This is a genomic window from Sphaerisporangium sp. NPDC004334 (assembly GCF_053602655.1).
In genome coordinates, this window is record NZ_JBSGDZ010000010.1 from 140,475 (window position 1) to 160,300 (window position 19,826).

19 protein-coding genes are annotated in these 19,826 nt (G+C 73.1%); 9 read left to right on the forward strand and 10 right to left on the reverse strand.

Going from position 1 to position 19,826, the window contains the following annotated elements:
- The 6 genes from ACWEN6_RS14895 to ACWEN6_RS14920 all read right to left on the reverse strand — a co-directional run.
- Positions 1 to 1,044: serine/threonine-protein kinase (locus ACWEN6_RS14895; protein WP_452570695.1), on the reverse strand; the 1,044-nt coding region annotated here is incomplete at its 3' end.
- A 129-nt stretch (positions 1,045 to 1,173) separates the two neighbouring features.
- Positions 1,174 to 3,003 carry a phosphatidylglycerol lysyltransferase domain-containing protein gene (locus tag ACWEN6_RS14900; RefSeq protein ID WP_452570696.1) on the reverse strand — a complete coding sequence of 610 codons (1,830 nt, stop codon included), beginning with the start codon at positions 3,001 to 3,003 and terminating at the stop codon, positions 1,174 to 1,176.
- 162 nt (positions 3,004 to 3,165) lie between these two features.
- A complete protein-coding gene (gene pspAB, locus ACWEN6_RS14905) occupies positions 3,166 to 3,726 on the reverse strand; it encodes a PspA-associated protein PspAB (RefSeq protein ID WP_452570697.1) in 561 nt (186 codons plus the stop codon).
- Between the two features lie 5 nt (positions 3,727 to 3,731).
- On the reverse strand, positions 3,732 to 4,640 hold the full coding sequence (gene htpX / locus ACWEN6_RS14910) for a zinc metalloprotease HtpX (RefSeq protein ID WP_452570698.1): 909 nt from the start codon (positions 4,638 to 4,640) through the stop codon (positions 3,732 to 3,734).
- A gap of 9 nt (positions 4,641 to 4,649) precedes the next feature.
- Positions 4,650 to 4,928 (reverse strand): PspA-associated protein PspAA, encoded by a 279-nt coding sequence (gene pspAA, locus ACWEN6_RS14915; protein ID WP_380826236.1) that lies wholly within the window; start codon positions 4,926 to 4,928, stop codon positions 4,650 to 4,652.
- The gene (locus ACWEN6_RS14920; protein ID WP_452570699.1) at positions 4,925 to 5,743 is read right to left on the reverse strand and encodes a PspA/IM30 family protein; all 819 of its coding nucleotides are present in this window, start codon (positions 5,741 to 5,743) and stop codon (positions 4,925 to 4,927) included. The genes pspAA and ACWEN6_RS14920 overlap by 4 nt, the downstream gene beginning before the upstream one ends.
- 365 nt (positions 5,744 to 6,108) lie before the next feature.
- Here ACWEN6_RS14920 and ACWEN6_RS14925 point away from each other — a divergent pair, with 365 nt between their 5' ends.
- Positions 6,109 to 6,600, forward strand: a complete 492-nt coding sequence (locus ACWEN6_RS14925) for a DUF3043 domain-containing protein (RefSeq protein WP_452570700.1) — start codon at positions 6,109 to 6,111, stop codon at positions 6,598 to 6,600.
- Between the two features lie 237 nt (positions 6,601 to 6,837).
- On the opposite strand, the gene ACWEN6_RS14930 is transcribed toward ACWEN6_RS14925, so the two are convergent.
- Complete coding sequence (locus tag ACWEN6_RS14930; protein WP_452570701.1) at positions 6,838 to 8,004, reverse strand: hypothetical protein; 1,167 nt, start codon at positions 8,002 to 8,004, stop codon at positions 6,838 to 6,840.
- Positions 8,005 to 8,060: 56 nt separating this feature from the next.
- Here ACWEN6_RS14930 and ACWEN6_RS14935 point away from each other — a divergent pair, with 56 nt between their 5' ends.
- Positions 8,061 to 9,065, forward strand: a complete 1,005-nt coding sequence (locus ACWEN6_RS14935) for an aldo/keto reductase family protein (RefSeq protein ID WP_452570702.1) — start codon at positions 8,061 to 8,063, stop codon at positions 9,063 to 9,065.
- A gap of 127 nt (positions 9,066 to 9,192) precedes the next feature.
- On the opposite strand, the gene ACWEN6_RS14940 is transcribed toward ACWEN6_RS14935, so the two are convergent.
- Positions 9,193 to 9,399, reverse strand: coding sequence for a hypothetical protein (locus ACWEN6_RS14940; protein WP_354843537.1), 207 nt, complete (start codon positions 9,397 to 9,399; stop codon positions 9,193 to 9,195).
- Positions 9,400 to 9,741: 342 nt separating this feature from the next.
- Between ACWEN6_RS14940 and ACWEN6_RS14945 the strand changes: the two genes are divergently transcribed.
- Both ACWEN6_RS14945 and ACWEN6_RS14950 read left to right on the forward strand, forming a co-directional pair.
- Positions 9,742 to 10,845, forward strand: coding sequence for a bifunctional adenosylcobinamide kinase/adenosylcobinamide-phosphate guanylyltransferase (locus ACWEN6_RS14945; RefSeq protein WP_452570703.1), 1,104 nt, complete (start codon positions 9,742 to 9,744; stop codon positions 10,843 to 10,845).
- A gap of 115 nt (positions 10,846 to 10,960) precedes the next feature.
- Complete coding sequence (locus ACWEN6_RS14950) at positions 10,961 to 11,743, forward strand: adenosylcobinamide-GDP ribazoletransferase (RefSeq protein WP_452570704.1); 783 nt, start codon at positions 10,961 to 10,963, stop codon at positions 11,741 to 11,743.
- Between the two features lie 39 nt (positions 11,744 to 11,782).
- On the opposite strand, the gene ACWEN6_RS14955 is transcribed toward ACWEN6_RS14950, so the two are convergent.
- Both ACWEN6_RS14955 and ACWEN6_RS14960 read right to left on the reverse strand, forming a co-directional pair.
- Positions 11,783 to 12,769 (reverse strand): hypothetical protein, encoded by a 987-nt coding sequence (locus ACWEN6_RS14955; protein WP_452570705.1) that lies wholly within the window; start codon positions 12,767 to 12,769, stop codon positions 11,783 to 11,785.
- Positions 12,766 to 13,119, reverse strand: coding sequence for a GntR family transcriptional regulator (locus ACWEN6_RS14960; protein WP_354843548.1), 354 nt, complete (start codon positions 13,117 to 13,119; stop codon positions 12,766 to 12,768). The genes ACWEN6_RS14955 and ACWEN6_RS14960 overlap by 4 nt, the downstream gene beginning before the upstream one ends.
- 108 nt (positions 13,120 to 13,227) lie before the next feature.
- Between ACWEN6_RS14960 and ACWEN6_RS14965 the strand changes: the two genes are divergently transcribed.
- From ACWEN6_RS14965 to ACWEN6_RS14985, 5 genes are all read left to right on the forward strand, one after another.
- Positions 13,228 to 14,766 (forward strand): leucyl aminopeptidase, encoded by a 1,539-nt coding sequence (locus ACWEN6_RS14965; protein WP_452570706.1) that lies wholly within the window; start codon positions 13,228 to 13,230, stop codon positions 14,764 to 14,766.
- A 174-nt stretch (positions 14,767 to 14,940) separates the two neighbouring features.
- Positions 14,941 to 16,320 carry a dihydrolipoyl dehydrogenase gene (gene lpdA / locus ACWEN6_RS14970; protein WP_452570707.1) on the forward strand — a complete coding sequence of 460 codons (1,380 nt, stop codon included), beginning with the start codon at positions 14,941 to 14,943 and terminating at the stop codon, positions 16,318 to 16,320.
- 33 nt (positions 16,321 to 16,353) lie between these two features.
- On the forward strand, positions 16,354 to 17,814 hold the full coding sequence (gene sucB, locus ACWEN6_RS14975; protein WP_452570708.1) for a 2-oxoglutarate dehydrogenase, E2 component, dihydrolipoamide succinyltransferase: 1,461 nt from the start codon (positions 16,354 to 16,356) through the stop codon (positions 17,812 to 17,814).
- 107 nt (positions 17,815 to 17,921) lie between these two features.
- Positions 17,922 to 18,914 carry an epimerase gene (locus ACWEN6_RS14980; protein WP_354843561.1) on the forward strand — a complete coding sequence of 331 codons (993 nt, stop codon included), beginning with the start codon at positions 17,922 to 17,924 and terminating at the stop codon, positions 18,912 to 18,914.
- Positions 18,915 to 19,012: 98 nt separating this feature from the next.
- Complete coding sequence (locus ACWEN6_RS14985) at positions 19,013 to 19,747, forward strand: Type 1 glutamine amidotransferase-like domain-containing protein (RefSeq protein ID WP_452570709.1); 735 nt, start codon at positions 19,013 to 19,015, stop codon at positions 19,745 to 19,747.
- Positions 19,748 to 19,826 lie beyond the last annotated feature (79 nt).

Sequence of the window (19,826 nt, forward strand, 5' to 3'; positions counted from 1 at the left end):
GGACGAGTCGGTGGAGGACGGGCCGGCGGAGGACGGGCCGTTCAAGGACGAGCCGGTGGAGAAGGGACCGGCAGGGAACGAGCCGGTGAGGGACGGACCGCCCGGCCGGGGCGGCGGTGGCGGGTACGGCCGCCCGCCGGACGCCGTCGCGGGGCCCGGCCAGGAGTGGGAGAGATGGGGCTGGGCGACGGCCGACCCCTCCGCCATGATCGCGGCGGCCGGCGCGGGGCCGGCGCCGTCGTGTCCGAGCAGCCGCATGAGCACCTCGCCCGCGGCCGGCCGGGCGGCCGGGTCCTTGGCCAGGCAGGCGGCCACGATGACGCGCAGCCGCTCGTCCAGCGCGCCGAGATCCGGCTCCAGGTTCATGATCCGGTGGAAGACGGCCGGAAGGCTGTCGGCGCCGAAGGGCGCCTCGCCGGTCGCGGCGAACACCATGGTTCCCGCCCAGGAGAACATGTCGGCGGCCGGGCCGGCCTGCTCCCCCGCGAGCTGCTCGGGGGTGACGTAGGCGGGCGTGCCGACCAGCGTCGAGGTCAGCGTGGAGCTCCTGTCCAGCGCCCTGGCGATGCCGAAGTCGATCACCCGGGGCCCGTCCGCGCCGAGCAGCACGTTGGAGGGCTTGAAGTCGCGGTGCACGATGCCGGCCTGGTGGATGGCGACCAGCGCCGTGACGGTGCCGATGGCCAGCCGGTGCAGGGCCGCGCCCTGGCGGGGCCCCTCGCGCTCGACCACGGCCATGAGGGTCGGACCGTCGATGTACTCGCTGACGATGAAGGGCCGCTGGTCGGCCACCCCGGTCTCGATCACCTGGGCGGTGCAGAAGGTCGCCACGCGGACGACCGTGGACACCTCCCGGACGAACCTGGCCAGCGCCTCCTCGTTCTGCGCCAGGTCGGAGCGCAGCACCTTCACGGCCACCGGCGCGCCCGCCGGAGTGCGGCCGAGATAGACGACCCCCTGGCCTCCCTCCCCCAGCCGGGCGGTGAGCTCGTAGCCCCCGACCCGCGCGGGATCACCCGGCCGTAGCGGCACCGGGTCCGACATGGCGCCCTCCGTCCCCCGCTTATTGGGCTTGTCGCCCCATTGTGGCGCGGACTTGGAGGAATCTAGAACTACCGGCTGCAAGCCGTACTCGTAGCGTGACCCGGCACAAGGGACCGTCCGTCCCGGCGCTCAGCCGCCGGCGGAACGCCCACCCTCCACGGGGCGGCCGGCGGCGGCGCGCCGGCGGCGGCGCAGCAGGGTGAGCAGGCTCGGCACGGTGAGGAACCCTTCGGCGATCGCCGACGCCAGCCCCACCCTGGGCAGGTCGCGGGTGTCGTCGTAGGCCAGGAAGCGCGGCACCCACCGGGGGTGGTACTTGGCGTTGGCCCGGTACAGCGACTCGAGCTGCCACCACCGGGAGAAGAACACCAGCGCGCGCCGCCACAGGCGCAGCACCGGCCCGGCGCCGAGCCGCGCCCCGCCCTCGAACACCGAGCGGAACATGGCGAAGTTGAGCGAGACCCGCTTGACGCCGAACGCGGCGGCCTGGGTGATCAGCCCGGCGACCATGAACTCCATCAGCCCGTTGTCGGCGTGCCGGTCGCGCCGCATCAGGTCCAGCGACAGGCCGTCGTCGCCCCACGGCACGAACGACAGCATGGCGGCGGGCTCGCCGGCCGCGTCCCTCGCCTCCACCAGCACGCACTCGCCGTCCGCCGGGTCGCCGAGCCTGCTCAGGGCCATGGAGAACCCCCGCTCGGTCTCGGTGTCGCGCCAGGCGGTGGCGCGCTCGATGATCTGGCGCGCCTCCTCGGCCGACAGCTCGCTGTGCCGCCGTACGCGCAAGGTGAAGCCCGCGCGCCCGACCCGGTTGACCGCCTGCCGCACCCCGCGCATCTCGCGGCCTTCCAGGCCGAACTCGGCGACCTCGATGACGGCCTCGTCCCCGAGCTCCAGCACGCGCAGCCCGGCGCGCGCGTAGGCATGGGCGGCGGCTTCACTGGGCCCGATGACGGCGGGCGCCCACCCGTAGCGCCGCGCCTCGTCCATCCAGGCCCGGATGGCCGGTCCCCACGCCTCGACGTCCCCGATGGGGTCCCCGCCGGCCAGGCAGACGCCGGCCACCACGCGGTAGGACACCGCCGCCTTGCCGCTGGGCGAGAAGATGGCCGCCCGGTCGCGGCGGGTGGCGAAGTAGCCGAGCGAGTCACGCGAGCCGTAGGCCGACAGCAGCGCCCTGATGCGCGTCTCGCTGTCGGGCGGCAGCTCGGCCCGGGCCCGCTGGGAGCGGAACAGCACGGCGAAAGCGACCAGCACCGCGACGGCGCTCAGCAGGCCGATGACGGAGTTCACCCAGAACGGCGGCCGGCCGGTGCGGTAGAAGTCCAGCGTCACCACCCCGCCGAGCGTCCGTTCCAGCGCCCAGGGCAGGTGGTCCCGGGGCCGCAGGGTGCCCGGGAACAGCATCACCAGGCCGTACCCGACGCCGAAGGCCACCGCGAGCAGCGAGCCCAGCGTGAGCAGCGCCTTGCGGAACGACGCCCGCCGCATCGGCGCGAAGAACTGGTTGTGCGCCGCCGCCAAGATGCCGAGCACGACGGCCGACACCGACAGGTTGACCTCCGAGGCCACCACCTGGCCCATCAGGGCGTACTCCTCCACCAGGTCGGGCATGAGCGACGCCGACAGCACGACGGCGAGGTTGCCGAGCACCAGCAGGGAGAAGAAGGCGACCAGCACCCAGTACGCGGCGCGTTTGTGCCGGGCCAGGGCTCCGGCGAGGATGCCGAGGAACACCGCGTAGCCCAGGTTCGGCTCGACGGGGAAGACCGCCATCTCGATCAGGCCGGTGAGCGGTCTCAGCAGGTGGCGTACCGGCGCGATCAGCGCGATCACGGCCGAGTACACCGCGGCGATGGCGATGCACACCGACATCACGCGCGGCACGACGGCGCGCAGCCGCTCCGCCGCGTGGGTCTCTGCGGCCGCCCCAGCGCGGCCATGGTCGGTCACTGCCACCTGTTTCCCCCCGGCGATGGCTGATCTGCCGGGTGGTATACCCCGCGTTTCGCCTGGCTAAGGGGCGGAACGACCGGGGTGATCGTTCTCGTACGTCCCCTTGACGCTGGGCAGGGACGAAGCAGAGGGAACAGGCGGTCGCCGGGCCGGACCGGCGCGGGATCACAGGCCCGGCGCGCCCCAGAGCGGAAACCAGCGGGACAGCTCGGGCTCGACGCGCAGCTCACCGGAGATCGCCCCGCGCACCTGGAGCTCCAGCGCGTTGTCCCTGCGCTCGCCGGCCAGCGGCGCGAACGGGTAGAAGGTGCCCTGCTTGTAGAGGTAGACGACGGCGAGGGCGCGCCGCTGGTCGTCGGTGAAGGTGACCAGTGAGCACAGCAGCGACGGGCCGAAGCCGGCGCCCTCCAGCGAGGAGTTCACCCCGTGCAGGTCGGTGACCAGCGAGCTCAGGTCCTCGGCCGGGCGCCGTACCAGCAGCCAGGTGTAGCCGTAGGAGTCCTGCGAGCGTTCGACCTCGACGTCGCCGAGCAGTTCCCGGATGTCCCGCTGGAGCGTGGCGAACGCCCCGCCCTCGGCGGAGCGGAAGCACACCGAGCCCAGGCCGGTCGGCTCGAAGCCGGTGGCGGCCTGCAGGGTCACCGCCGCGGACGGCAGCGCGAACAGCGCGTCGAGGTTCGGCCGGGCGGGCTTGCTGCGGCCGAGCAGGGCGTCCAGCCAGCCCATCGGGCTCAGGCTCCCCGGCCGAGCTGGGCGGCGATCGTGCTGAGCTGCTCGAGCCTGCGCTCCAGCGGCGGGTGGGTGGCGAACAGGGTGGCCAGGCTCGCGCCCGCGCGGCCGGAGATCGCCGGGGTGAAGAAGAAGGCGTTGAACGGCTGCGCCTCGCGCAGGTCGCGCGTCGGGATGCGCGACATCTCGCCGGTGACCTTCACCAGGGCGCTGGCCAGAGCGGAGGGCCGCTGGGTCAGCAGGGCCCCGGCCCGGTCGGCCGACAGCTCGCGGTAGCGCGACAGCGCCCGGGTCAGCAGGAAGCTGACCGCGTACACGACGATCGAGACGAGCATGATGATGAGGCCGATGGGCGGGCCGTTGTTGTTGCCCCGGTCGCGGCCGAGGCCCGAGTAGAGCGCGAAGCGCGTCATGAGGCCGGCGACGATGCCGAGAAAGGAGGCGATGGTCATCACCGCGACGTCCCGGTGGGCGACATGGGACATCTCGTGGGCGATGACGCCTTCCAGCTCCAGCGGGTCGAGCCGGCGCAGCAGGCCGGTGGTCACGCACACCACGGAGTTCTTCTGGTTGCGCCCGGTGGCGAAGGCGTTGGGCACATCGGTGTCGGCGATCGCCACCCGCGGCTTGGGTGCGTCCGCCATTACGCACAGCCGGTCGATCAGGCCGTGCAGCTCGGGCGCCTCCTGCCGGGAGACCTCCCGTCCGTGCATCGCGAACAACGCGATCTTGTCGGAGAAGAAGTACTGGACCAGCAGGAGGCCCCCGGCCAGGACGAGGACCACGACCGCCTGGACCCCCAGGGCGATCAGGACGCCCACGAAGACGACGTAGAGCAGGCCCAGCAGGAACATGGTCGTCACCATGCGCACCGTCAGACCCCGGTCGGGGGCGTACCGGGTTTGTGTCATATCTACAAACTATCCCGGGATAAGCCCCGAATCGCCCAGCATGCCCCTCACTTCGTCGATCGAAGCGTCGGCCGGCGGCAAAATGAGCTCGGAGGGCTCCAGGGCGTCATCGGGAAGCGGCTTGCCGATCTGGCGCACCTTGTCGAGCAGCGCGTGGAGCTTGGTGCGGAACTGCGCCTCGTCGTCGATCTCGATGGCGGCCTCGAGCTCGCTGTCGAGGGAGTTCAGCACGTCGATGTCGCCCTCGGCCACCTCGACCTGGCCCTCGCCCATGATGCGGACGATCACAGGCCCTCCCCCGGCTGGCGGTACTGCTGGGTGGGGTGCGACTGCGGCTGCTGCTGCGGCGGCGCCTGCTGCTGACCCGGGTGGCCGGCCTCGATCGCGTCGCGCGGCGCGGGGCCCTGGCCCAGCTCGGCCTTCATGCGGGCGAGCTCGAGCTCGACGTCGCTGCCGCCGCCCATGCGGTCGAGCTCGGCCTGGATGTCGTCGTTGCGCTGGCCGCTGAAGTCGTCCAGAGCGCCGCTCGCGAGCAGCTCGTCGATCGCGCCCGCGCGCGCCTGCATCTGGGCGGTCTTGTCCTCGGCGCGCTGGATCGCCAGACCCACGTCGCCCATCTCTTCAGAGATGCCGGAGAACGCCTCGTTGATGCGGGTCTGGGCCTCGGCGGCGGTGTAGGTCGCCTTGATGGTCTCCTTCTTGTGGCGGAAGGAGTCGACCTTGGTCTGCAGGCGCTGGCTGGCGAGGGTGAGCTTCTCCTCTTCGCCCTGCAGGTTGTTGTGCTGCACCTGCAGGTCGGCGATCTGGGTCTGCAGGGCCGAGCGACGGCTCAGCGCCTCACGCGCCAGGTCTTCACGCCCCACGCTCAGCGCCTTGCGGCCCTGGTCCTCATACTTCTTCGCCTGCTGCTGGATCTGGTTGATCTGCAGCTCCACCCGCTTGCGCGAGGTGGCGACATCGGCCACGCCCCGGCGTACCTTCTGCAGAAGCTCAAGCTGCCGCTGATAGGAGTAGTCGAGGGTCTCGCGCGGATCCTCCATCTTGTCCAATGCCTTGTTGGCCTTGGACTTGAAGATCATGGAAAGTCTCTTCATCACGCTCATGCGCGTTGGCCGTCCCCTTCTTAGGTAGTGCTGTGCCTATGCTCCCGCTCGCTGCGACGCTCGCCGGCCGTATGCTCGCTTCGCTGGCATCCATGCTCCCTCGCGCCGACTCGCAACTCCACAGGCTGCCCGCTCATCGTCAGCCCCCGATTATCGCGGCAAAGTCGCGTAGGTCCACCCTACGCATAACGCACGAGGGCGTCATTAAGTTGCACCCCCGGTAGGCTGACGTCGTGTTCCGACGTCGCACGCAGGCCCCCGTGGATGACAGCCCCACTCCGTCTTCAGAGACGCTGGCGAAAACCGCGGGAAAGGGCCGGCCAACCCCCAAACGCCGCGAGGCCGAAGGCCGCCGCCGCCAGCCGGTGACCGCTCCCAGCAACCGCAAAGAGGCCTACAAGCAGGCGCGCGAGCGCCAGGCCTCCGAGCGGACGCGCGCCCGTGAGGGCATGCTGCGGGGCGACGACCGCTATCTCCCCGCGCGAGACCGCGGGCCCGCGCGCAAGCTCGCCCGCGACTGGGTCGACTCGCGCCGCACGATCAGCCAGTATTTCCTTCCCGTCTCGCTGTTGCTGCTCGTCATCCTGTGGACGGTCCCGATGTTCGGCGGCCAGACCGGGATGCTCCTGTACTCCTACGCCATCACCATCCTGTGGCCGGCGATGATCGTCGTGGTCGCGGTGAGCGCGGTGTGGGTGGCGCAGCGGGTGAAGAAGGAGGCCGCGCAGCGCCTGCCGGACGAGAGCCTCAAGGGCGTCGGCTTCTACGCGGCCATGCGGGCGATGCAGATCCGCCGTCTGCGCTTCCCCCCACCCACCGTCCTCCCCGGCGGCAAACCCGTCCCCCCCAAGAACTAGCCCCCGCGCCGCTCGCCCGCCATGCCGGCTCCCACCGCCATGGCACGGCCGCCATACCGGTCCTCCCCTCAACCGCCACGGCACCTCCGCCATGGTGCGTCCCGCCACGCCCGGCACCATCTCCGAGAAGGCTCCCCGGCCACCGAGCACAAGAGCCGATCGCCTCGTCCCCGCAAAGTGGGGTCTGCTGTTCGGCGCCGGGGCGGCGGGAAGGTGGTCGGCGAAAACGGCGCCGGTCTACGACGAGGAACCCGACGCAACCCAGCGCAGACGGCCACCTGACACCGCCGGCCGCAGCCCCCGCACCGGCCGCCCTGCCTCCAACGCCCCGGCCGTGGCTCTGAGCAGCGCGTACGACGACGTCCAGCCGTTCCGCGGGTCGCGCGTGACGCCCTCGGCGCTCGGGCGGCCGACATCGCCTCGCCCGGGGGTGATCACGGCGGAGGCTCCGGCGACGCCCGGCGCGGGCACGGCGAAGGGAATCGACCGGCCGTCCCACCGCCCTGCGGGCCAGTCGGCCGGGCCCCGCCCGGCGCACAGCGCGCGCCAGGTGTCGCGGATCTCGCGCACGCCGAGGTCGCGCAGGCCGGGCAGCACCGCGCCGCCCGCGCTGGAGCCGTCGTGGCGCAGCAGCGACGCCCGCAGGCCGGCGGGAAACCGCAGGCCGGTCTGCGCCTCGGCGACCGCGATGGCCCGCGCCCTGGCCGGAGGACGCAGAGCCGCGTAGGTCACCGGCGCGTTCCCCCGCAGCCACCTTTCGACGCGCCGCCACTGGCGGTCCACCGCCGCGCGCACACGTGGGTCCAGCGGCCGGGCCAGGACCCGGCGTCCTTCGGGCGGGCACGCGCCACCCACGGGCGTGGCGGATCCCGCGGTGACCTCCGGCGAGGCGGTGCCGGCCACCGCGCCGGGTGAGGGGGCGGTCTGCGACGCGGGCTGGGACGGGGCGGTGGCGGCGGCCGGCGCGGGGGTGTCCCGTATGGCACGGGCGCCGAGCAGGGCGGCCGTCACGACCGCGAGGCACAGCACGGCGACCGGCGCCGCCCGCCGTCCCCGCCACCGGGCGACGGTCCGCTCCGGCCCGCGTTCGTCCAGGGGGGCGGGAGGGACTCCGGCTCGGAGCGCGCGCGGAGCGCCGGGACGCGGCGCGGGCCCGGCGAGAGCATCGGGGCGCCCCGCAGGCGCGGGACCGGGAAGAACATCGGGGCGACGCGCGGGCGCTCGTCCAGAAAGAGCGCCGGGACGCGGCGCGGGAAGAGTGTCGGGGCGGGACGTGAGGGGGTGGGGCGGGTTCGGCCGGCGGGTGAGGATGCGCAGGGCGTAGGCCGCCATGGCCAGGGCCGCGCCCGCGGCGGTCACCGCGAGCGCGCGCCGTACAACCCCGCGTGTGATCAACCGCCGCACCCGGGGCAGACTACCCCGAAACAGATCACCGGTACGCGACGGTTAGGGTCAAAAGCATGCAATATCGCCATCTCGGTCGCAGCGGTCTCATGGTCAGCGAGATCAGCTACGGCAACTGGATCACCCATGGCTCGCAGGTCGAGGAGGACGCCGCCAAGGAGTGCGTGCGGGCCGCCCTCGACGCGGACATCACCACCTTCGACACCGCCGACGTCTACGCCGCCACCAAGGCGGAGGAGGTCCTCGGCCGCGCACTGAAGGGCGTGCGCCGCGAGTCGGTCGAGATCTTCACCAAGGTGTACTGGCCGACCGGGCCGGGGCCGAACAACGCGGGGCTGTCGCGCAAGCACATCACCGAGAGCATCCACGGCTCGCTGCGCCGCCTGCAGACCGACTACGTCGACCTGTACCAGGCGCACCGCTACGACTACGAGACGCCGCTCGAGGAGACGCTGAAGACCTTCGACGACCTCGTGCGGCAGGGCAAGGTCCTGTACGTCGGCGTCAGCGAGTGGACCGCCTCCCAGATCGCCGACGCGCTGAAGATCGCCGACGAGATGGGCTTCGACCGGCTGATCTCCAACCAGCCGCAGTACTCGATGCTGTGGCGGGTGATCGAGCCCGAGATCGTGCCGCTGTGCGAGAAGGAGGGCGTCGGGCAGATCGTCTGGTCGCCCATCGCGCAGGGCATCCTCACCGGCAAGTACCTGCCTGGCCAGGCCCCGCCCGCCGGGTCGCGGGCGACCGACCCGTCCGGGTCGGGCTTCATCTCGCGGTTCATGGACGACGACGTGCTGTCACGGGTGCAGGAGCTCAAGCCCATCGCCGCGGACCTGGGGCTCAGCATGGCGCAGCTGGCCGTCGCCTGGGTGCTGCAGAACCCGAACGTCTCCTCGGCCATCATCGGCGCCACCCGCCCCGAGCAGGTGGCCGACAACGTCAAGGCGTCGGGGGTGAAGCTCGACGCCGAGGTGATGTCCAAGATCGACTCCGCGCTGGGCGCGATCGTCGAGCGCGACCCGGCCAAGACCCAGAGCCCGCCGTCCCGGCCGGGGCGCTGACGGCTCGCCTTCGCCGGGCCGGCATGAAGGCGCGGCCGTAAAGGAGTCGTCTCGGGCCCCTTGGTATTTCGGTCACTCTGACAACGTTTTGTCACATGGGCATCAGGAAAGCCAAGGGGCCCCGCGCTCACTCCACACGCAGCGACATCCCGGCGTACTCCACTTTGTCGTCTTCCAGCAGCGTGACCTGCTCGACTCCCGCCTCGAGCAAGGTGCGCCAGTTCTCACCGAGCCATGACTCGGCATCGGCCTGACTCGGGAAGATCTCGCGCGGAAGCGGGCCGTCCAAAACCTCACCACCGTTAGCGTTTTCATAACGCCAGCGCCAAGTCATGCCATACGCTCCTTTTCGTGGGGTTTGCCCAATGCCCTCACCAGGCTGTGCAGACCCTATCCCCTGGAGTCTGCCGCAGATCTTGCCGTGTGCGCGGCGGGACAGGCCAGAGGCCGGGCAGAACGGAGCGGACCTGCGCGACCGCGCGACAGCCGAGATTGGAGGCCGGACGATGCCGCCCAACTTCCGACTTCCGGCCCCCGCCGCCGGACCCGGACGCCCGACGGCGCCCGGACGCCCGACGGCCCCCGCACGCCCGGCCGCGCCCGCTCGCGCTCCCGTGACGGCGGCCGTCGCGGCTCCCGCCACCTCCGCCGAGGTGACCAGCGCGGCACGGGCATAGTGAAGGTCCTGCTATCCGGCACCGCCGGTCCGTACGGCTGGCCCGAGCCCAACTGCGGGTGCGCGTCCTGCCGCCGCCTGTCCCCCGGCCACCGCCTGCCCACCGCCGTCGTGCTCGACGACGTGGTGCGGCTCGCTCCGCCCGCCGGCCTCCCCCTGGCTCCCCCCGCGGCGATGCCCAAGGGCTACCGGATGACCGTCACGCCGGACGGCTACGCCGTGAGCGGCCCCGACCGCGGGCGTGTGCTGTACGCCGTCTCCGCCGACGACCTGTCCGGCTCCCCCTCCCCCTCCTGGGCGGAGGACGCCTACGACCTGGTGCTCATCGACCTGCTCGACCGGCCCCAGCGCCTCGGCGACCTGCGCAGGCGCGGCCTGGTCACCGCCCGCACGCAGGTCGTGGCCGTCAACCTGGACCACCGGCTCCCCTCGGAGGGCGAGCTGCGCAGGCGGCTCGGCTTCTGGGGCGGCGAGATGGTGGACGACGGCACGATCATCGACACGCGCACCCCGGCGACGGCGCGCCCGCCCCTGCCCAGGCGGGCGCTGGTCCTCGGCGGCGCCCGCTCGGGCAAGTCCGGCGAGGCCGAGCTGCGGCTGATCACCGAGCCCGACGTCACCTACGTCGCGACCGGGCCGACCGGCGGGCGCGACGCCGAGTGGCTGGCCCGGGTCCGCGCCCATCAGCTGCGGCGTCCGCCGTACTGGACGACCGTCGAGACCACCGAGCTGGAGGCGCTGCTGCGCTCCGAGACGGGGCCGCTGCTGATCGACGGTGTCGGCACCTGGCTCGCCGCGGTCTTCGACGCGTGCGGGGCATGGGACGATCCCGCCCACGACCGGCCGAGGGGCCGCAAGCCCGGACGGTTCGGCACGGCCCTGGACGCGGTCGCGGCGCGCTGCGAGGAGCTGGTGGCCGCCTGGCGGCAGACCCGGGCGCAGGTGGTGGCGGTCAGCGACGAGGTCGGCCTCAGCGTGGTCCCCGCCACGGCCAGCGGGCGGGTGTTCCGCGACGCCCTCGGCCGGCTGAACCAGCGCCTGGCCGCCGAATCGGAGGAGGCCGTCTTCGTCGTCGCCGGCCGCGTCGTCCCCCTCCCCCTGTGAGAGCCCTGTGAGAGCCCTGTGAGACCGCGCCGGGCGGGCCACCGATGCCGCCGTCCGCGTCGTCCCTCGTTCCCTGTGAGACCTCTTCGACCGGGCTACCGATATGCCTCCTGATATGTCCCCTGACACGCCCGCGTCCTCCGCGCCGGAGGAGCCGGTCGCCGCAGGACTGCGCCTGGCCGCCGGCACCTTCACCATCTGGCCGGCCGGGCTGCCCCGCACCGACCGCGTCACCGCCGGATGGGCCATGGCGCTGGCGCCGCTGATCGGGCTCGGCCTGGGCCTGGCCGGTGCGGCGGTCATGGCCGCCGCCGGGCCGCTGGTCTCGCCGCTGCTGGCCGCGGCGCTCGGCCTCGGCACCCTCGCCGTGCTCACCCGCGGCCTGCACCTGGACGGGCTGGCCGACCTGGCCGACGGCCTGGGCAGCGGCAAGCCGGCCGGGCAGGCCCTGGACATCATGAAGCGCTCCGACATCGGCCCGTTCGGCGTCGTGACGCTGGTCTTCACGCTGCTCACGCAGGCCGCGGCGGCCTCCGAGGCGGGGCCCATGGCGCTCGCGCTCGCCGTCGTCACCGGGCGGCTGGCGGTGACCTGGGCCTGCGTGACCGGGGTGCCGTCCGCCCGTCCCGGCGGCCTCGGCGCCATGGTCGCCGGGACGGTCCGGCAGAGCACGGCGATCATCGCGACGGCGGCGGTCGCGGCCGGGGCCCTCGTGCTCGGCCTGCTCGCGGGCGGCCCGGTCGTCTTCCCGGTGGCGGTCGCGGCCGGTCTCGGCGCGGCCTGGGCGGTGCGGGCCCATGCCGTCCGGCGGCTCGGCGGGATCACCGGGGACGTGCTGGGCGCCCTGGTCGAGGTCGCCACCGCGGCCGCCCTGATCGTCTGCGCCGCCGCCCCCTGACCGCGGCGGGCCCCTCCCCGCCCGGCAGGTCAGGGGGACTCAGGGGGACACGGCCGGACGGGCGGAGACCAGGGCGTTGAGCAGCGCCGCGCCGCGTGCGGCGTCGTCCACGGACACGGCGAGTTCCCCTCCGGAGGTGTAGCGCACGACGAGGCACTCGCCGCCGCGGATCATGATGGTGGACGCTCCCGGGAGGCCGCGGATCCCCCAGCCGCCGACTTCGAGCGGATGGCGCACCTCGGCTCTGGCGCTCTGGATCTTGTCGAGCGGGATCGTCCGCGTGGGCCACTGGAAGGGACCGAACGAGATGACCAGGCCCTGCTCGCTCACCCGGGCGCCGACCGTCGACAGGGCCCAGCCGACCACCGCGACGATCATCAGCGGGACGGCCGTGTCGCGGATCCGGCCGTCCCCGGCGATCAGGCCGAGGACCGCGAGGACGGCGAGACCGGCCAGGGCGGCGAGGCACAGGCCGGACATCCAGCGGTTGGAGGCCGCCGAGACCCACACCGAGCGCCGGTCGGCGCGCAGCCGGAGCCTGGGCAGCCGCGCCGCCCCCTCCTCCGGGGGGTCGCCGGGCCCCGCCGAGGCGAGCAGCCGGCCGATCACCCCGAGCAGGACCGCTCCGGCGAGGACCAGCGGAACCCGGCCGCCGACCGCTCCGGCGTCCCGCCAGGTGGCGCGGCCGAGGTTGGCGCCGAGCGTCATCCACTGCGTGCCCAGCGCCAGTCCGGCGCCGCCGGCGAGCATCGCGGCGGCCGCCTTCCTGCGCGCCCTGTGCCGCACGACGTCTCCGCGGAGCACCATGGACGCCGCGAGACTCGCGAACACCGCCCACAACGCCATCTGCAGGCCGAGGGCGGCCCAGAAGGACGACGCGCCGTCCGGCGCTCCCGGCGGTCCCCAATGGGTGGCCAGCGGCTCGGGCAGCCGGGAGCGGAGCACGAGGGGGACCACGACGAGGGCGGCGGTCACCGACGCGGCCCACGCGCCCGCCGCCGGCAGGAACCGCGATCGGTACGTCATGACGACTCCAGCTCCTTGATGATCTCTATGACGTCCGCCGGGCCGTGGCCGTAGCGCTCGGCCTCCTCCAGCAGCTCGCGCGCCATGCGCCGGACGACCTCGCCTCCGTCGGGGGAAGCGAGCACCGAGACGCCCCGGCCGCGGCGGAACTCAAGGACGCCCTCGTCGCGCAGTTGCCGCAGGGCGCGCAGCACCGTGTTGGCGTTGACACCGATGGCGGCGGCGAGCTCGCGCGCCGGAGGCAGCCGCTGACCGGGCACCACCAGGCCCGACGCGACGGCGCGCCTGATCGCTCCGGTGACCTGCTCGTGCAGCGGCCGCGGGTCGTTCAGATCCAGGGTGAGCAGCATAGTGCCATTGACACTAGCATCATTCACATCAAACGCACGATGGTACTAGCGCTATTGGCATCATCGACGCCACGGGCGGCCTCCCATACGTAGGACGAACCCTTGTTTATGCGTACGGGAGAAGCACGGCTAGCATCGGCCTACGTGACGACAGTGCGACTCAACGCCTCTGACTCGGGCCCGGTCGAGACCGGCGCCCTCGTAGTCGGCATCAATACCTCGCCCGACGGCCCCCGCCCCGCGCCCGGCGCGCAAGACCTGGACGCCGCCATCACCGGCGGGCTCACGCCCACGCTGCAAGCGCTGGGGTTCTCCGGCAAGGCCGGCGAGATCGCCAAGTTCCCCTCCTTCGGCGCCGTGCCCGCACCGGTGATCGTCGCGGTCGGGCTCGGCGAGGTCCCCGCGCAGGAGGGGGCGCACGACCTCGAGACGCTGCGCCGGGCGGCCGGCGCGGCCGCCCGCTCGCTCGCCGGCACGACGGAGGCCGCCTTCGCGCTGCCCGCCGCCACGCCCGAGCAGGCCGAGGCCGTGGCGCTCGGCGCTCTGCTCGGCGCCTACGACTTCGCCCGCTACCGCACGGGCGAGGGCCGGCAGGCGCCGCTCGAGACGGTCACCGTGCTGAGCGACGCCCCCGGCGCCGACGGCGCGGTAGGCCGGGCCGCGACGCTGGCCGAGTCGGTCACGCTGGTCCGCGACCTGGTCAACACCCCGCCGTCCGACCTGTCGCCCGCGCGCTTCGCCGAGATCACCGAAGAGACCGCGGCCAAGGCCGGCCTGTCGGTCGAGGTGCTCGACGAGACGGCCCTGAAGGAGGGCGGCTACGGCGGCATCGTCGGCGTCGGCCAGGGCTCGGTGAACCCTCCCCGCCTGGTGCGCCTGGGTTACTCCCATCCCGACGCCACCACGACCGTCGCCTACGTCGGCAAGGGCATCACCTTCGACTCCGGCGGCCTGTCGCTCAAGCCGTCCGCCTCCATGGCGTGGATGAAGTCCGACATGGGCGGCGCGGGCGCGGTGTTCGGCGCCCTGCTCGCCATCGCCCGGCTCGGCCTGCGGGTCAACGCCGTCGGCTACCTGTGCCTGGCCGAGAACATGCCGAGCGGCAGCGCCCAGCGCCCCTCCGATGTGCTGCACACCTACGCCGGCAAGACCGTCGAGGTCCTCGACACCGACGCCGAGGGCCGCCTGGTGCTGGTGGACGGCATCGCCCGCGCCGCCGAGGACGACCCCGACATCATCGTCGACGTCGCCACCCTCACCGGCGGCCAGATCGTCGCCCTCGGCTGGCGCACCTGCGGCGTCATGGCCTCCGACGACGAACTGCGCGAGGAGGTCGTCGAGGCCGCCACGGCTCAGGGCGAGGGAGCCTGGGGCATGCCGCTGCCCGAGGAGCTGCGCAAGGGCCTGGACTCCCCGATCGCCGACATCGCCAACCTCAACCCCGAGCGCTCTGGCAGCATGCTCGCGGCGGGCATCTTCCTGCGCGAGTTCGTCCCCGAGGGCGTGCGCTGGGCCCACCTCGACATCGCCGGCCCCGCCTTCAACAAGGAGGCCCCCTACGGGTACATCCCCAAGGGCGGCACCGGCGTGATCACTCGCACCCTCGTCGCGCTGGCCGAGCGTCACCAGAGCGGTCACGAGGCATGATGAGCGCGGTGCGCCTGGGAGACCGGCGGCCACGCCGCCGGTCCACACCGGCGCACCGCGCGCGTCACGAATACGCGAGACAAGTGAAAAGATGCTGTTGGGCAGGCCGGGCGCGCCGCGAGAGCGGGCATGACCCGGCCGTGAGGGCCCACCGATCCGACAAGGAGCTTTCCAGTGGCTGATGGCAGCGGCCCCTACGACATCGTTGTCCTGGGCGGCGGCAGCGGCGGGTACGCCTGCGCCCTGCGGGCGGCAGAGCTGGGCAAGAGCGTCGCGCTGATCGAGAAGGACAAGATCGGCGGCACGTGCCTGCACCGGGGTTGCATCCCCACCAAGGCTCTCCTGCACGCGGCGGAGGTCGCCGACGAGACCCGCGAGGCCACGAGCGTCGGCGTCAAGGCCCACTTCGAGGGCGTCGAGATGCCCGGTGTCCACGCCTTCAAGGACAAGATCGTCAACCGCGCCTGGAAGGGCGTGCAGGGCCTGCTCAAGAGCAGGGGCGTCACGATCATCGAGGGCGAGGGCCGGCTGGACGGCGCCAAGCGCGTCGTCGTCGGCGACCAGGTCGTCGAGGGCCACAACATCGTGCTGGCCACCGGGTCGGTTCCGCGGTCGCTCCCCGGCCTCGACATCGACGGCGAGCGCGTCATCACCAGTGACCACGCGCTCAAGCTCGACCGCGTGCCCTCCTCGGTGATCGTGCTCGGCGGCGGCGTCATCGGCGTCGAGTTCGCCTCCGTCTGGAAGTCCTTCGGCGCCGAGGTCACCATCGTGGAGGCCCTGCCCCACCTGCTCCCCCTGGAGGAGGAGTCCAGCTCCAAGCTGCTCGAGCGCGCCTTCCGCCGCCGCGGCATCAAGTACGAGCTGGGCACCCGCTTCGAGAGCGTGAAGACCAGTGACACCGGCGTCGTGGTGACCCTCGAGGGCGGTAAGACCTTCGAGGCCGAGCTGCTGCTGGTGGCCGTCGGCCGCGGCGCCGTCACCTCGGGCATGGGCTTCGAGGAGGCCGGCGTCGCCATCGAGCGCGGCACCGTCGTGGTGGACGAGTTCTGCCAGACCAGCGTGCCCGGCGTCTACGCGGTCGGCGACCTCATCCCCACCCTCCAGCTCGCGCACGCGGGCTTCGCCGAGGGCATCCTCGTCGCCGAGCACATCGCCGGCCTGTCCCCCGTGCCGATCGACTACGCGGGCGTGCCGCGCATCACCTACTCCGACCCCGAGGTCGCCTCGGTCGGCATCACCTCGGCCGCCGCCAAGGAGCGCGGCTACGAGATCACCGAGCTGGTCTACGACCTCGGCGGCAACCCCAAGAGCCAGATCATCGGCACCCAGGGCGCCGTCAAGATCATTTCCGCGAAGGACGGCCCCGTCCTCGGGGTCCACATGGTCGGCAAGCGCATGGGTGAACTCGTCACCGAAGGCCAGCTCATCTACAACTGGGAGGCACTGCCCTCCGAGGTGGCCCAGCTCATCCACGCTCACCCGACCCAGTCCGAGGCCGTCGGCGAGGCGATGCTCGCGCTCGCCGGCAAGCCCCTGCACGTACACAACTAAGCCCTCACAGGAAACGCGAGAGAAGACGACACCATGCCGGTTTCCGTAACCATGCCCCAGCTCGGCGAGAGCGTGACCGAGGGCACCGTCACCCGCTGGTTGAAGAAGGAAGGGGACCAGGTCGAGACCGACGAGCCCTTGCTCGAAGTCTCCACCGACAAGGTCGACACCGAGATCCCCTCCCCGTCCGCGGGCGTGCTCACCAAGATCGTCGTGGCTGAGGACGAGACCGTCGAGGTCGGCGCCGAGCTCGCCATCATCGACCAGGACGGCGCCGGGGCCGGTTCGGCCGCGCCCGCGCAGGCCGAGCCCCAGGCGCAGGCCCAGCCCGAGCCGCAGCCCGAACCCGAGCCCGAGCCGGCCAAGGCGCCCGAGCCCGCCCCGGCTCCGCAGCAGGCCCCGGTCTCCTCCATCCCGCAGCCGCCGGCTCCGCAGGCCGCGCCGCCGCGCCCGGCCCCGCAGCAGCAGGCCCCGCAGCAGGCGCCGGCCGCCGCGGCGCCGTCGCCGATCGCCTCCGGCGAGAGCCCGTACGTCACGCCGCTGGTGCGCAAGCTCGCCACCGAGCACGGCGTCGACCTGGACGCCCTCACCGGCACCGGCGTCGGCGGCCGCATCCGCAAGCAGGACGTCCTGGAGGCCGCGCGCGTCCAGCGCGAGCAGGCGGCGCAGGCGCAGGCCCAGGCCGCGCAGGCCCCCGCCCCCGCCCCCGCGCAGGCCCCGGCTCCGCAGGCCGCCGCCGCGGCGCCCGAGCCGGTGCAGGCCGACACCACGCTGCGCGGCCGCACCGAGAAGATGTCGCGCATGCGGCAGACCATCGCCAAGCGCACGATGGAGTCGCTGCAGACCTCCGCGCAGCTCACCTCCGTCGTCGAGGTCGACGTCACCAAGATCGCGCGGCTGCGCGACCGCGCCAAGACCGACTTCCAGCGCCGCGAGGGCGTGAAGCTCAGCTTCATGCCGTTCTTCGCGCTGGCGACGGTCGAGGCGCTCAAGCAGCACCCCAAGCTCAACGCGGTGATCAACAGCGAGACCAACGAGGTCACTTACTTCGACCACGAGCACCTGGCGTTCGCGGTCGACGCCGAGCGCGGGCTCGCCTCCGCGGTGATCAAGGACGCCGGCGACCTCAACATCGCCGGTCTCGCCCGGAAGATCGCCGACCTGGCCGAGCGCACCCGCACCAACAAGGTGAGCCCGGACGAGCTGTCCGGCGGCACGTTCACGCTGACCAACACCGGCAGCCGCGGCGCGCTGTTCGACACGCCGATCATCAACCAGCCGCAGGTCGCCATCCTCGGCACCGGCGCGGTCGTCAAGCGCCCGGTCGTCCTGGACACGCCCGAGGGCGAGGTCATCGCGGTCCGCTCCATGGTGTACCTGGCGCTGACCTACGACCACCGCCTGGTCGACGGCGCCGACGCCGCCCGCTTCCTGACCACGGTCAAGCGCCGCCTGGAAGAGGGCCGGTTCGAGAACCAGCTCGGCCTGGGCTGACCACCACGGGCCCGGCTCCGGCCGGGCCCGGCATGGCCGCGCATCACCGGGGCTGACACGCGGTGATGACGCGGGGGCTGCCGGGGCGGCGGACGTAGGGTGATCGCATGGCAGTCGTGGTCACCGGCTCGTCCGGGCTTCTCGGTTCGGCGCTCGTGCGCGCCCTGCGCGAACAGGGCCGCACGGTCGTCAGGCTCGTCCGCCGCACGCCCGCCGCGCCGGACGAGGCGTTCTGGGATCCGCGCGAGGGCATTCTGGCGCCCTCGGTGCTCGAGGGCGCCGAGGCCGTCGTCCACCTCGCCGGGGCGGGCATCGCCGACCGCCGGTGGACGCCCGAGCACCGGCGCGAGCTGGTCACCAGCCGCGTCGACAGCACCCGCACCCTCGCCGCCACGATGGCGGGGCTGGAGCACCGGCCGCGCGTCTGGCTCAGCGGCTCGGCCATCGGCCTCTACGGGGACACCGGCGAGCACCCGGTCGACGAGTCCTGGCAGCCCCCGCCGGGGTGGCGCCCGCTCGACCCCCGCACCGGCGAGCCGGCCGCGGCCCCGGGCGGCGAGACGCCCCGGTCCGCGCAGGGCGGCCGGGCACGCGAGCACGGGCGGTGGCTCGCCGAGCTGGTGCTCGCGTGGGAGGCCGAGACCGCCGCCGCCGAGCAGGCCGGCGTCCGCGTCGTCCGGCTGCGCACCGGGCACGTCCTCGCCCCCGAGGGCGGCTTCCTCGGCAAGATGCTGCCGGTGTTCCGGCTCGGCGTCGGCGCGCCCCTGGGCTCCGGCCGGCAGTACGTCTCGTGGATCACCCTTCCCGACTGGGTGGGCGCCGTGCTGCACATCATGGACGAGCCCGAGGTCCGCGGGCCGGTCAACCTCACCGCCCCCACGCCGGTCACCAACGCCGAGTTCACCCGGGCCCTCGGCCGGGCGCTGCACCGCCCCACCATGCCGGTGGCGGTGCCCGGGTTCGCGCTGCGCGCGGCCCTCGGCGACCTGGCCGACGAGGGCGTGCTCATCGGCCAGCGCGCGCTCCCCCGGCGCCTGCTGGAGATGGGGTACCGGTTCCGGCATCCGCGTCTCGACGGGGCCCTGGCAGCCATACTCTAGGGTGCCGGTCCGGTGACAACGGGAGGGTGCCGCGTCCGGCCCGTGCGCCTTCCAGGCAGGGTCCTCCCCGCCCTTCCCAACAGGCAGCAGGAGAGATCATGAACAGGCTCGGCCAGTCCCACATCCTCGCCATCGGCGGCGGTTCGTTCGTCTCCTCGCCGCGCCAGGGCGTCATGGAGCCCTCGGGCCTGCTCCGATACGCGCTCGACCTCACCGGCCAGGACCGCCCGAAGCTCGGGCTGCTCGCCACCGCCACCGGCGACGACGCCGAGTGGCTGCTGAAGATGTACGGCGCGTTTTTGGCGTGGGACGTCGAGGTCAGCCACCTCGCGCTGTTCCCGATGCCGAACGTCGACAGCCCCCGCGAGTGGCTCCTGGAACAGGACGCCGTCTACGTCAGCGGCGGCAGCGTCGCCAACCTGGCCGCGCTGTGGCGGCTGCACGGCCTGGACGAGGCGATGGAGGAGGCCTGGCGGGCCGGTGTCGTCCTGGCAGGTCAGAGCGCCGGCGCGCTGTGCTGGCACGTGGGCGGCAACACCGATTCCTTCGGTCCGGTCCTGCGGCCGTGGGCCGAGGGCCTCGGCCTGCTGCCCTACTCCTGCGGGGTGCACTACAACTCCGACCCGCAGCGCCGCGCCCTGCTGCACGAGTCGATCGCCTCCGGCGAGCTGCCCGAGGGCTACGCCGCCGACGAGGGGGTGGCGCTGCACTACGTCGGCACCGAGTTCATCCAGGCCGTCACCGTGGACCCCCGGGGCCACGCCTACCGCGTCGAGCGCGACGGCACCGGAGTCAAGGAAGTCCGCATCGACCCGCGCCCGCTGACCACGTGAGCGCCTGACCTCGCGTTAGGCTTGCACCGTGACTGAGCGCGCCGACCAGACCAAGCAGGCAGGAACCAACGGCGGTGAG

What these genes read in the sequence shown, in the direction of transcription:
- sucB (WP_452570708.1), top strand. Translation starts at nt 16,354, where the DNA reads ATGCCGGTTTCCGTAACCATGCCCCAGCTCGGCGAGAGCGTGACCGAG.
- ACWEN6_RS14935 (WP_452570702.1), top strand. Translation starts at nt 8,061, where the DNA reads ATGCAATATCGCCATCTCGGTCGCAGCGGTCTCATGGTCAGCGAGATC.
- ACWEN6_RS14940 (WP_354843537.1), bottom strand. Translation starts at nt 9,399, where the DNA reads ATGACTTGGCGCTGGCGTTATGAAAACGCTAACGGTGGTGAGGTTTTG.
- ACWEN6_RS14955 (WP_452570705.1), bottom strand. Translation starts at nt 12,769, where the DNA reads ATGACGTACCGATCGCGGTTCCTGCCGGCGGCGGGCGCGTGGGCCGCG.
- ACWEN6_RS14965 (WP_452570706.1), top strand. Translation starts at nt 13,228, where the DNA reads ATGCGTACGGGAGAAGCACGGCTAGCATCGGCCTACGTGACGACAGTG.
- htpX (WP_452570698.1), bottom strand. Translation starts at nt 4,640, where the DNA reads ATGACACAAACCCGGTACGCCCCCGACCGGGGTCTGACGGTGCGCATG.
- ACWEN6_RS14950 (WP_452570704.1), top strand. Translation starts at nt 10,961, where the DNA reads ATGTCCCCTGACACGCCCGCGTCCTCCGCGCCGGAGGAGCCGGTCGCC.
- ACWEN6_RS14960 (WP_354843548.1), bottom strand. Translation starts at nt 13,119, where the DNA reads ATGCTGCTCACCCTGGATCTGAACGACCCGCGGCCGCTGCACGAGCAG.
- pspAB (WP_452570697.1), bottom strand. Translation starts at nt 3,726, where the DNA reads ATGGGCTGGCTGGACGCCCTGCTCGGCCGCAGCAAGCCCGCCCGGCCG.
- ACWEN6_RS14985 (WP_452570709.1), top strand. Translation starts at nt 19,013, where the DNA reads ATGAACAGGCTCGGCCAGTCCCACATCCTCGCCATCGGCGGCGGTTCG.
- ACWEN6_RS14920 (WP_452570699.1), bottom strand. Translation starts at nt 5,743, where the DNA reads ATGAGCGTGATGAAGAGACTTTCCATGATCTTCAAGTCCAAGGCCAAC.
- ACWEN6_RS14980 (WP_354843561.1), top strand. Translation starts at nt 17,922, where the DNA reads ATGGCAGTCGTGGTCACCGGCTCGTCCGGGCTTCTCGGTTCGGCGCTC.